Source organism: Mangrovimonas sp. YM274, assembly GCF_030908385.1.
Classification (GTDB): Bacteria; Bacteroidota; Bacteroidia; order Flavobacteriales; family Flavobacteriaceae; genus Mangrovimonas_A.
Map to the genome: position 1 here is coordinate 3,790,350 of NZ_CP133091.1, position 13,018 is coordinate 3,803,367.

The window sequence follows — 13,018 nt, forward strand, 5'->3', positions numbered from 1 at the left end:
GTTGGTTTAATGGTAAAAATAAAAAAGCCGCTAATATATTAGCGGCTTTTTTTCATCTTTTAAAATATCTTTTACAGGTCGAATTTTATTCCTTGTGCCAATGGCAACTCAGTAGTATAGTTAATCGTATTCGTTTGTCTACGCATATACACTTTCCAGGCATCACTACCAGACTCACGCCCACCACCGGTTTCCTTTTCACCTCCAAAAGCACCTCCAATTTCGGCACCTGAAGTTCCAATATTTACATTGGCAATTCCACAATCAGACCCTGCAACCGACAAAAAGCGTTCTGCTTCACGTAAATTATTGGTCATAATTGCCGAACTCAACCCTTGGGCAACACCATTTTGAATCTCAATGGCGTTTTCAACCTCCCCTGAGTATTTCAACAAGTACAGCACAGGCGCAAAAGTTTCGTGCTGAACTATTTCAAATTCCGGCTGCGCTTCGGCAATGGCCGGTTTTACATAGCAACCGCTTTCATAACCCTCTCCAGAAAGCACACCGCCTTCAACCAATATATCACCACCTTCGGCAACAACTTTAGTCAAGGCTGCTTCGTAATTGGCTACAGCATCTTTGTCAATTAATGGTCCCACATGATTATGCTGATCTAAAGGATTTCCTATTCGTAACTGTTTATAAGCATCCACTATAGCTTGCTTTACTTTATCATAAATACTATCGTGAATGATTAATCGGCGAGTAGACGTACAGCGTTGTCCACAGGTTCCTACAGCTCCAAATACAGCTCCAATTACTGTCATCTTGATATCGGCATCTGGTGTTACAATAATGGCATTGTTTCCTCCCAATTCCAACAAGGACTTCCCTAAACGTGAAGCCACTTCCTGCGCTACAATTTTCCCCATTCGGGTAGAACCAGTTGCAGACACCAATGGCACGCGGCTATCTTTTGTCATAAATTCCCCTACGCGATAATCTCCATTAATCAAACAGGAAATTCCTTCCGGCAAATTGTTGGCGGCGAAAACTTCGGCTGCCAAATTTTGGCATGCCACTCCACAGAGCGGCGTTTTTTCACTAGGTTTCCAAACGCACACGTCTCCACACACCCAAGCCAATGCTGTATTCCATGACCAAACAGCCACCGGAAAATTAAAGGCCGAAATAATACCAACAACTCCCAAAGGATGGTACTGTTCGTACATTCTATGACCAGGACGTTCTGAATGCATGGTTAAACCATGTAACTGTCGCGATAACCCAACTGCAAAATCACAGATGTCTATCATTTCTTGAACTTCTCCCAAACCTTCTTGGTAAGATTTTCCCATCTCATAAGACACCAATTTACCTAAGGCTTCCTTTTTTTCTCTCAATTTATCTCCAAACTGCCTTACAATTTCCCCCCTTTGCGGCGCAGGCGTATTACGCCAAACTTTAAAGGCCGACGTTGCCGCCTCCATAACCTTTTCATAATCGTCCTTTGTGGTAGATTTCACCTTGGCAATAAGCTGTCCATCTACTGGGGAATAACTTTCGATAATATCACCATTTGAAAAACTTTGGGTTCCTGTAGAAGTCCCTTCATTTATATTTTCTATCCCCAATTCCTCTAGGGCTTTTTCTATCCCGAAATCTATTGCAACTGCCTGCATAATTTAAAATTTTTGAATTATTTGTTTGCTTTTTTGCGAATATACTAATAATAAGTCGCTTTTATAAAGCCTCAGAAGTTTAATAAGTGTTAACTTTAGCCTTTTATACCATAATTTTAAGACTAAATTAACAACCCAACCGAATCTAAACCTAACTCATTGAACGTAATTATTTTAACAAGAAACCACGCACGATTTCTTACAATTAAGTTCATTCATTTTATCACCACCAACCTATGCTTCTAAGAAAATTATTTGCTATCGCACTTGTGATGGCGCTTGCCGTATCCTGTAAAAAGAACGAAGAACCTGACAATATTTTTAAGTTCAGGGAATACATTAGTTACACAACCTCTGGAATGGTCTCCGTGGCCGACCCTATTCAAATTAATTTGGCCAAAGATGTGCAAGGCTGGGAAATGGGACAGGAGATCAATGATAAATTAGTAAGTATATCACCGTATGTACAAGGAACCTTAACCGTTGCAAACAACCATTCCTTGTTATTTACGCCTGATGAACCGCTAGATTCCTCAACAGAGTATACGGTAACCGTTAAATTGAAAGACATTTACCAAAACATTCCTGATGAGTTTAAGGACTACACGTTTCAATTTAAAACCATTACTCCTAACTTTAACATTACTACAAACAACCTGCAATCATACAGTAAGAATTGGCAATACTTGGAAGGTATCATAAAATCGGCTGACGTGATTTCTCTTGACAATGCCAAACAACTGCTTACAGCCTCCCAAAACAATAAGCCTCTAAGTATTGTTTTCAATGAAAGTAGTGCAAGTGCCAAGGTCTTCGAATTCAAAATTGATAGTATCAATCGCTTGGTGGAAGACTCTAAAATTGTGGTGACTTGGAACGGAAAAACCATAAAAGCCACCAATGAGGGAGAACGCGAAATCACCATTCCCGGCACCAACAACTTCACTATTGTTGATGTATCTGTAATCCAATCGCCAGAGCAGTGCTTATCCCTAAACTTCTCCGATCCTTTAAAGCAGCAACAAAACTTTGATGGTTTAGTAAGCATTCAAAATGTGAAATCCCCAAAATTTGTGGTAGATGGCAATGTGTTAAAAGTCTATCCAGATGCTAAATTGGTGGGCAATATCCAAATTGATGTTTTTCAAGGCATCACCAACCAAGATGGTTTCAAACTAAAAACGCCTTATTCTGAAATCGTGTCTTTTGAAGAGCTCAAACCCAATGTAAAATTGATTGGAAGCGGCTCGATTTTACCAAATTCAAAAGAACTGAAATTCAATTTTGAAGCTGTCAACTTAAAAGCGGTTGATGTACGCATCATCAAGATTTTTGAAGACAACGTATTACAGTTTTTACAGGACAATAACCTAAACAGCAACAATTCCCGTGAAATAAGAAAAGTGGGACGAAGAATTGCCAAACATACCATTCCGCTTATTCAAAACGAAACTGAAAACACAGGAAAATGGAAGTCTTACAGTATCGACCTTTCCCAATATTTCCAAGCAGAACCAGGCGCCATCTACCGCGTAGAATTGAGTTTCGACAAAAGTTATTCTCTGTACCATTGTGATGCCCATTCGGCTTCCAGTACTTCCAATGATGGTGAAGACTACGATGAATACTATTATGAAGACGAATATTATTACGAAGAAGATTACACCGAAACCGACACTCAGGATGAAGATTTAAAGGAAGAAGAATATTGGGACAATCTCACCTACCGGTACCGTCATTACACCTATAATTGGAAAGAGAAAAACAATCCTTGCCACGATGCCTATTATCATGAAGATCGTATTATCACGCAAAACCTGATTGCATCCAACTTAGGGGCCATTGTAAAACAGGGAACCAACAACTCTTACTATTTTGCCGTAACCAACATTTTAACTACCAATCCAGAGTCTAGCGCCACGGTAGCCATTTACAACTACCAACAACAGGAAATTGCCAGAGCCACCACAGATGAAGAAGGCCTTACTATAATTGACTCCGATAAACATGCGGCGTTTGCAATTGTTTCCAAAGGACAAAGTACCACATATGTCAAACTTCACGATGGAAATTCATTATCCCTGAGCAAATTTGACATCTCCGGCAACAAATTGCAACGCGGCCTAAAAGGTTATATTTATGGCGAACGCGGGGTATGGCGTCCAGGCGATTCACTGCACCTTACCTTTATTTTAAATGATGCCCAGAACAAACTTCCAAAAGGGCATCCCGTAAAAATGGAAGTGATGGATCCTAGCGGCAAACTCATCTATAAAAATGTCACTACCGAAAATGTTGATCAGTTTTACAAATTTACCGTACCAACATCATCCGAAGGAAAGACAGGGAACTATGGCACCAAAGTTTCTGTTGGTGGCGCAGTATTCCATAAATCCCTTAAAATAGAAACGGTAAAACCCAATAGGTTAAAGCTAAATTTGGATTTTGATAATGAGGTCTTGGGTTACAACGCACCTCTCAAAGGAATTTTGGATGTGAAATGGTTGCATGGAGCCCCAGGAAAAAATCTAAAAGCCGAAGTAAAAGCTAAATTCAGTACTTCCTATAGCGGTTTTGAAAACTATAAGGACTATACCTTTGTAGATCCTTCCAGAGAATTCAACACCGAAGAGCTCAACATTTTTGAAGGCAATGTAGATGCCGAAGGTTTGGCTCAAATCAATTCAAAACTGGAGATTGGCAAAAATGCCCCAGGAATGTTGAACGCCCAATTTTTGGTACGTGCCTTTGAAAACGGAGGAGATTTCTCATTAAACGCTTTCACAAAATCTTATGCCCCATACAAAACTTTCGTTGGTTTAAAATCCCCAAAAGGCAATGCCTACGGGTCTTTACCCACGGAAGAAGACCAAACCTTTGACATTGTTGTTGTGGATAAAGATGGAAAACCTGTACAACGTGATGGCTTGGAAGTAAAAGTATATAAAATTGAATGGCGCTGGTGGTGGAACTCCTCTTACGACAACTTATCCAGCTATGCTTCCAGCTCATACCATACACCGTTTTTCAATACAACGATAGACACAGATTCCAAAGGAAAAGGAACTTTTAAAGTAAATGTACCTGATTATAGACGCGGCCGTTACCTCATTAGAGTTATCGATCCAGTAAGTGGGCACGCTACCGGGCGCACCGTTTATTTCTACAAAAACTGGTGGCAAAAAGCCCCGTCAGCCGATAAGGAAGCCGCCAAAATGTTGGTATTCGCTTCCGATAAAGAAACCTACAATGTTGGCGAAACAGCCAAAATCACCTTCCAATCCGGATCTGAAGGAAGAGCTTTGGTAAGTGTTGAAAATGGCACCGAGGTTATCGACTTCAACTGGGTAAAAACACAACCCGGAGAAACCACTGTGGAATTGCCAATTACGTCATTAATGGCGCCAAACGTATTCATCAATATTTCGCTATTGCAACCCCATGCAATTTCTGCCAACGATCTCCCCATTAGGCTTTACGGTGTCATTCCAATTATGGTGGAAGATCCAGACACTCGTTTGGAGCCCGAACTAAAAATGCCCGATGTGTTGTGTCCAGAACAGATCTTCGAAATCAGTGTTTCCGAAAAACAGGACAAGCCAATGACCTATACCATTGCGATGGTAGAAGAAGGCTTATTGGATTTAACTCGTTTCAAAACCCCAAATGCTTGGGATACCTTCTATGCCCGTGAAGCTTTAGGTGTAAAAACCTGGGATATCTATGATGATGTAATTGGTGCGTATTCAGGAAGTATTGACCAAGTGTTTGCCGTAGGTGGCGATGGCTATGCTACTGCTGGTAAAAACAAAAAAGCCAACCGTTTTAAACCTGTCGTAAGTTATATAGGACCATTCTCTTTAAAAGCTGGTGAAACACGCACTCATAACTTAAAACTCCCAAACTACATAGGAGCCGTGAGAACCATGGTGGTTGCTGGAAACAACCAAACTGAAGCCTATGGAAGCACAGACAAATCTGTACAGGTTAAAAAACCTTTGATGGTTTTGGCATCGCTTCCGCGGAAATTAAGTCCTGGCGAAAAAGTAACACTTCCAGTTACTGTTTTTGCTATGGAGGACAAGGTAAAAACCGTCAACCTAAGCTTAAAATTAAGCAATGGCATTACCATAGAAGGAGACCCTTCCCAAACGCTTTCATTTAATAAGCCTGGAGAACAAATGGCTTACTTTTCATTGGATGTGAGTAAAGCCAAAGGCATCAGCACGGTAGAAGTCATTGCCAAAGGAAGCGGCGAACAGTCTTCCTATAAAGTTGAAATGGACGTTATCAATCCCAACCCAATAAGCTCAAAGGCTATAGATTCCATTTTGGAAGGAAACACCAATAAAACGATTGACTTTGCCACCTTTGGAGTGCCCGGTAGCAACAGTGCTACCGTAGAGTTTTCAACCCTCCCTCCAATGGATTTTACACGTAGATTACAATACTTGATCCAATATCCTCACGGCTGTGTAGAACAAACTACTTCTAGCGTGTTCCCGCAATTGTATTTGGGAGACATATTCGATTTGACTGGAGACAAAAAGAAAGCCATCCAGAGCAATATTGAAAACGGCATCAAACGTTTATCACATTTCCAAACTGCAAATGGTGGTATGGGCTATTGGATGGGTGAAGCAACAGCCAATGATTGGGGAACCTCCTATGCGGGCCACTTCATGTTGGAAGCCGAGAAAAAAGGATTTGTACTGCCTTTGACCTTTAAGAGCAATTGGCTGCAATACCAAAGACAAGCTGCTAGGGATTGGAGACCAAGTTACCGCTCCCATAATTCCGATTTAGCACAAGCCTATCGTTTATACACATTGGCTTTGGCCGGAGCACCAGATTTGGCAGCCATGAACCGCTTGCGTGAATTTACAGAATTGTCCAATGAAGCCAAATGGCGTTTAGCTGCTGCTTATGCGTTGGCCGGTCAAAAGGAAGCAAGTGAGCAAATTTCCAATTCGGCGAATATTCATTTCACGTCTTCCCAATACAACTATTACACCTATGGCTCAGTAGAAAGAAATCGTGCCATGGCCTTAGAGACGATGGTCTTGACCAAAAACCCGCAGATGAGGGAAACTGCCGAATATATTGCTAACAGCCTCTCTAGCAACAAATGGATGAGCACCCAAACTACGGCCTATTGCTTGATGTCCATGGCAAAAATGGTAAATGCCAACGGCGGCAAAGCTTTAAACCTGGCTTACACCTTCAATGGAAAAACAGAAATCATAAACACCCAAAATGCCATTGCACAACGTCAACTGAAGGTTTCTGAAGGTACTAATGCCATAACCTTCACCAATAACATAAACAACACGGTTTATGTACGAATCTTGAATTCTGGAAAATTACCCTTAGGAGAAGAATTGACTGAACAACGCGGATTGAGTGTTTCTGTAGTTTACAAAGATCTAGGCGGTAATCCTGTGGATATAACCAAACTTCAGCAAGGACAGGACTTTGTAGCCACAGTTAAAGTGAGCAACCTAAAAGAAGAAAACGTCAACGATATCGCATTAACCCAAATATTCCCTTCGGGCTGGGAGATTGTCAACACACGTTTCACCGATTTTGGTGATACCACGGTTAGTCAGGCTCGCTATACAGACATTAGGGACGACCGCGTGAATTTCTACTTCGATTTGAGCGAAAAAGGATCTCAGGACACTAAAACCTTCAATATTATGTTAAACGCATCGTATTTAGGCACCTATTACCTTCCCGGAATTCAAGTAGAAGCTATGTACGACAATGATTACCTAGTGAGAACCAAAGGAAAATGGGTGAATGTTGTAAAATAAATTGAAGCTGAAGACAAAATAAATGCGTAATTTTAAGGAAGACCACAACTGCAATAATATCCTCCTTGAAAATACACCAAAATGAAAGCGACAGAGCTATTACAACACACAAAACACCGCTCGTTTAACATACCAAAAAGGCCTTGGAAATTCTATCAAGAATGGAACAAGGCCCTTTTTTTTCATTGGGAACTAGAGCCAAAAGAATTGGAGCCACTACTCCCTCAAGGATTGGAATTAGATACCATAAATGGAAAAGGATGGATAAGTTTGGTAGCCTTCGACATGAACAATATTGGCGTACGCAGTGTTCCTAAATTGCCCCATATTTCCGATTTTCATGAAATCAACCTTCGTACTTATGTCAAAAGACATGGAAAACCTAGCGTTTATTTTTTGAGTATGGAAGGTAGCAAAAGATCCTCTTGCAGTATCTTGAAAATGATTTCGAAGTTCCCTTATCAACATGCCAATATCAAGCGCAACGATTATAGCTATCATTCCCAAAACACCAAGCAAAACAATAACCTTGATGTGGAATATCGGCTTGGAGACTATTTGAATTATAAGGACGAGACGGATATATGGCTAACGGAGCGTTATACCGTTTTTCAGGATTATCGCGACAGCCTAATTGCTTATGATGTGCATCATTTGGAATGGCCCATCCAAACGCTCAATGTCAAAAAACTCGAAGTTCATTATCCTAAATTCGACAAGTTATTAAAGAATGCTCCCAATCGAAGCCACTACTCCAAAGGCGTACAAGTTTTGACTTGGGGAAAACGCAAATTGCCCATTGCCCACTCATAACACACAACCAATGAACACCAAGTTTCACCCCTATTATGCGGTTATATTCACCTCAAAACACAGCAATACACTCGAAGGCTATACTGAAATGGCGATACAAATGGAACAACTGGCCAAAGAGCAACCAGGCTTTTTGGGAATGGACAGCGCCCGAAATGACATTGGCATAACCGTTAGCTATTGGGAAAGCTTAGACAGTATTACACAATGGAAACAACACAGTGACCATTTAGTAGCTCAACGCAAAAGCAGAAACCATTGGTACAGCTGGTACAATGTGAAAATCTGTAAAGTAGAACGCGAATACGAGTTCTAAACCATTAACATTATCGCTTCAATGTAAAATGCCCTTGAAACACCTGTCCTTCAATCTTAATGAAATACCAATAATCGCTTGTAGGCATTAGGGCATCGTTATAGGTGCCATCCCAAGCAAAAGAGGTATTCTTTGAACTTACCAACAATTTCCCATAGCGATCAAACACATAGACTTCGGAAGACGAAAAAGACTCAATACCAACCAAATCAAAACGATCATTTTTCCCATCAAAATTAGGCGTCATGAACTTTGGAATCATAAAATGAAGATATTCCATCACCGCTTCTTCACAACCATTAATTTCTTTTACATGGATGGTATAATATCCTCCAGGCACATTGGTAAACACATTGCTGGATTGATAATCTTCCCCATCTAAAGAATACAAATAGTCCCCGTCATTTTGCATGGTAACAATAATTGAAGCACCATTTGAAACCACGTTTTGGATCACTGGTGGCCCAACTTCAATTAAAGTAATGGTCTTTGTAGCTTTACACCCTTCCGGACTGGTAACTTCCACCGTATAAATTCCTGCCTCATTAACATTTATCGCCTCCGTGGTCTGTCCGGTACTCCACATATAACTCACATCCATTATTTCAGCATGAAGCATAATATAATCTCCCTCACAAAAATACAAGGTTTCATCCCAAACATCTGGGGTTTCGAAAAGATGCAGGCTTACAGGAACACTTCCTTGTGAAGGACAGCCGGTATCTTCAAAAACAGCCACAGCATAATAAGTTCCCAATTCTGAAACTTGCAAAGATGTACTATTTTCCATTAACAAAGTGCCTCCAGTTTCGGAATCATACCAATTAACAGTCACTCCAACTGGTACTGTAACACTTAATTCCGCCGTTGCTTCCTCGCATACATACACATCACCATCACTCAAAGGCAATTCCGGATAAATCATTGAGGTTGAAACCGGTGTTCGCATATCTGAAGTACACCCCGTATCAGGAAATACTGCTTCTGCGTAATAGGTGCCCTCTTGTATTGCTTCATAGGTTAGACTATTGGCCAGTAACAAAGTGCCTCCGGTTTCAGAATCATACCAATTTACCTGAACACCATTTGGTACAGAAACAGAAAGTAAGGCCAAATCATCATAACAATTAAACGTTATGTCTCCATCACTCAAAGGCGCATCAGGAATACTACCTAGCGCTGACACTTCTGTTCTAGGAACAGATACACAGCCTGTTACAGGATCTACCGTCTCCACGTAAAAAGTGCCCGCCGTTGTAGCATTATAACTAAGACTGTTTTCTTCTAATAAACTCCCATCTGTAGCTGCATCATACCAATTCACAATAAGACCATTTTCCGCTGTAACGGATAATAAAGCCTCTCCTGTATCGCAATTAAAAGCAACATTCCCCTCACTAATTGCCGCTTCGGGATCTGGATTGATATCAATATAAAATACTTCGGAATAGGTGATACATTGATCATTAGCTAAGTTAATCGATGCTTCTGCAACTTTAGTTCTAAAGTATTTTGGGCCATCAACCGCTACTGTAACATTTTGTCCTGTAACCCCCGGAATATCTGTCCAATTTACACCATCAATACTCGCTTGCCACTGAAAAGCATGGGTAGTATATACGGCGTAATCTGGCGTAGCATTTAGATCTAAATCATACGGAATAGAACTATTACAAATGGTCGCTTCAGTGTTGCCCAAAGTATCGGTCACCACTGTCGTATCTCCACACGCTTTAAAGGCAATATCGTCAATGGCTAAATCATTTCCGCAGCCACCCGGTGCATTGTTGATCATTTTTAATATTACGGAGGTTTGCCCTGCTTCAGTTTGAAAAACCAACCCATATTGATCCCAAACTATATCAGTTTGTGAATTAATATCACCTGTATCGCCTGTAGCCAAAATATTGGTATTAGTACTGTCCCAAATTTGAAAAGTAACATTAATTGGGATCCCCCCATTAGCACAAACCGTTGTAGAAGGGTTCACCAAATTTAATATCCATGCTGAAAATTCGTAGGTTGTAAATTCACAAAGTCCTGTAATCGTCGTTTCATAAAATATCCCCGGCACAAAATCTCCATTAACAATTAAGCATTTGCCATTGGTATCATTTGGGGTATGATCCCCAGTTTCATGCCAAGCATGATAATCTGTAGAATTGGAAATTGTATAGGCTCCTCCATTAGGAGCTCCACTTATATAATTATAGGTTGTCACCGAACTAGACAATGGTGGTCCATTGGTTGTTCCAGTTCCAAAATCTTCAACAAAAATAGGGTCTCCAGAGCTACCAGTACAAAAACCTAATTGGGCAAAACTGGAGAATGTTCCCAAAACATAAATCAACAAGATTAGCTTAATAAATTTCATTTAAAGAATTAACATGAATTAATCAAGAAACTTAAACGATATGAAAATTATTGGAAAATTTAAATCAGGTATTAACTTTCAAATAACATTAAGAACAAAAAAGCCCCGTCATTATAACAGGGCCTTAAACAATTTTGGTTGGTTATTGTAGGTTAGTTTGCTGTTTTAGGTCCACCGCTTACGATGATGAACTCCGATCTACGGTTCAGCTGGTGCTGCTCCTCGCTGCAGTTGGCTCCGCAGTCCACCTTAGGCTCGCTCTCTCCACGTCCCTCTCCGGTAATGCGGCTCTTGTCGATTCCCTTCGAGATCACGTACTGTGCCGTTGACTTTGCTCGTCTGTCAGACAGCGACATGTTGTAGGCGTCAGAGCCACGGCTGTCCGTATGCGAAGTGGCCAAGATCACCATCTCAGGGTATTTGGTCATCACCTGCACCAGTTTGTCAAGCTCAAAGGCCGCCTGTGCCGTGATGTTCGATTTGTCAAAGTCGAAGTAGATAGGGTTGAGCACTACCTGGTCCGCTACGATAAGCTCCTCGATAGGTGCCAATTCTACAGACTCTTTCACTTCCTTCTCCAAGCTGCCCTCGATCGATACGCGCTTCCCGATGTGGTCCGCAGAGGTCACACCAAGTTCCGTATCCGTCTCGCACAATATGCTGAAGCTTACCATACCCTGCGCATCCGAAGTCGCACTGCCAAGTTCCTCGCCATTGGCTGCGTAAAGCGTTGCCATGGCTCCTGCGATGGCCTCCTTGCTCTTCTCGTCGATGATCTTCACCAACAGCTGCGTATCGCATGGCTCCTCTACCTTTCTCACGCGGTAGATATCGTCGTTGCCCCTACCGCCTGAACGGTTCGAGGACACATAGCCCATACCTGTGGCATCGTCATAGCTAAGCGCAAAGTCGTCCCCGCTGCTGTTAACAGGTACCCCCATGTTGTCCACACCGGACATGTCCGACTTCACCTGGAACATATCCAGTCCACCTAGGCCCAAGTGCCCGTTCGAGGCAAAGTAAAGCTCGCCGTTGCTCCCCGCAAAAGGGAACACCTCATGGCCCTCCGTGTTGATCTTGGATCCAAGGTTCTCCGCTTCGCCAAGGCTGCCATCGGCATTGATGCCCGCCCTGTAAAGGTCAAAGCCGCCCATACCTCCCGGCATGTTCGAGGCAAAATACAATGTCTTCCCGTCGGCGCTCACCGCTGGGTCCTTTACCGAGTAGCTATCGCTGTTCATCGCAAAGCCCTCTGCAGGCCCCCATTTGCCGTCCACTTTCTTCGAGCGGAACAGGTGGATCACACTGATCTTCGTGCGGTCCTCCTTCTCATAGACCTTCTCAAAGAAGCTCTCCCTTGAAAAGTACATCGTGCTGCCATCCGGTGAGAAGGACACCGTACCCTCGTGGTACTTCGTGTTGATCTCCTTACCTAGCAGGTCTCCCTCGCTGTAGCTGCCGTCCTCTCCCTTGCTGAACTTGTAGATGTCAAGGAAAGGCTCACCGTTCCAGCCATAGGTCTTGCGGCTCGTGTTGCGCGCCGATACAAAGTAAAGGTCACCGTCCTTCTCAACGGCACCGAACTCCGAGTACTCCGTGTTCAGAGACATGTCCTCTACCTCAAAGCGCTTGCGCGTGGACTTGATCTCATCGATATAGTCCGGTGCAGAGCGGTACGCCTTCGCGCGCTCGTCACCCGGTGCCATAGAGGCAAACTTAGCCATCTGCGCGTTGGACTCGCTGTACTTCCCGTTAGCCTTCAGCATCTGGGCATATCTGTAGATGGTCTCCGAATCCTGGTTGCCGGACTCGATCGCCTTGGCATACCAGCGCTCGGCCTCCTCTGTATTGTAGATGTTGTAGTTGGCCTCTGCCAGCTGCGTGTAGACATAGGCATCGCCCTTGCCCTTCTCCACAAGCTTCCCATAGGCCTCAGCGGCCTCTACGTACTCAAAGCGCCCGTAGAGCTCGTCTGCCTTCTTTGTGTCCTTGTTCTGGGCGGTCATGCTCATGCCCCCCATCATCGCTATTGCTATATATGTATGTATGTTCTTCATATCTGTTTCGTTGTCCG

At 42.6% G+C, this 13,018-nt stretch carries 6 protein-coding genes; 3 read left to right on the top strand and 3 right to left on the bottom strand.

The features are described from left to right. Positions 1-71: 71 nt before the first annotated feature. Positions 72-1,625, bottom strand: a complete 1,554-nt coding sequence (locus tag RBH95_RS16590) for an aldehyde dehydrogenase family protein (protein WP_307900680.1) — start codon at positions 1,623-1,625, stop codon at positions 72-74. Between the two features lie 236 nt (positions 1,626-1,861). Between RBH95_RS16590 and RBH95_RS16595 the strand changes: the two genes are divergently transcribed. The 3 genes from RBH95_RS16595 (at position 1,862) to RBH95_RS16605 (ending at position 8,570) form a co-directional block, all read left to right on the top strand. Continuing rightward, positions 1,862-7,441 carry an Ig-like domain-containing alpha-2-macroglobulin family protein gene (locus tag RBH95_RS16595; protein WP_307900681.1) on the top strand — a complete coding sequence of 1,860 codons (5,580 nt, stop codon included), beginning with the start codon at positions 1,862-1,864 and terminating at the stop codon, positions 7,439-7,441. Between the two features lie 81 nt (positions 7,442-7,522). Next, positions 7,523-8,254 (top strand): YqjF family protein, encoded by a 732-nt coding sequence (locus RBH95_RS16600; RefSeq protein ID WP_307900682.1) that lies wholly within the window; start codon positions 7,523-7,525, stop codon positions 8,252-8,254. A gap of 10 nt (positions 8,255-8,264) precedes the next feature. After that, positions 8,265-8,570 (top strand): antibiotic biosynthesis monooxygenase, encoded by a 306-nt coding sequence (locus tag RBH95_RS16605; RefSeq protein ID WP_307900683.1) that lies wholly within the window; start codon positions 8,265-8,267, stop codon positions 8,568-8,570. Between the two features lie 10 nt (positions 8,571-8,580). Here the strand turns inward: RBH95_RS16605 and RBH95_RS16610 are convergent, their stop codons facing one another. Next, positions 8,581-10,944 carry a T9SS type B sorting domain-containing protein gene (locus RBH95_RS16610; protein ID WP_307900684.1) on the bottom strand — a complete coding sequence of 788 codons (2,364 nt, stop codon included), beginning with the start codon at positions 10,942-10,944 and terminating at the stop codon, positions 8,581-8,583. Between the two features lie 152 nt (positions 10,945-11,096). Next, entirely contained in the window at positions 11,097-13,001 is a 1,905-nt protein-coding gene (locus RBH95_RS16615) for an OmpA family protein (RefSeq protein ID WP_307900685.1), read from the bottom strand. Between the last annotated feature and the right edge of the window lie 17 nt (positions 13,002-13,018).

Coding starts and splice junctions, on each gene's coding strand:
- RBH95_RS16610 (WP_307900684.1), bottom strand. CDS start 10,944: ATGAAATTTATTAAGCTAATCTTGTTGATTTATGTTTTGGGAACATTC.
- RBH95_RS16595 (WP_307900681.1), top strand. CDS start 1,862: ATGCTTCTAAGAAAATTATTTGCTATCGCACTTGTGATGGCGCTTGCC.
- RBH95_RS16600 (WP_307900682.1), top strand. CDS start 7,523: ATGAAAGCGACAGAGCTATTACAACACACAAAACACCGCTCGTTTAAC.
- RBH95_RS16605 (WP_307900683.1), top strand. CDS start 8,265: ATGAACACCAAGTTTCACCCCTATTATGCGGTTATATTCACCTCAAAA.
- RBH95_RS16590 (WP_307900680.1), bottom strand. CDS start 1,625: ATGCAGGCAGTTGCAATAGATTTCGGGATAGAAAAAGCCCTAGAGGAA.
- RBH95_RS16615 (WP_307900685.1), bottom strand. CDS start 13,001: ATGAAGAACATACATACATATATAGCAATAGCGATGATGGGGGGCATG.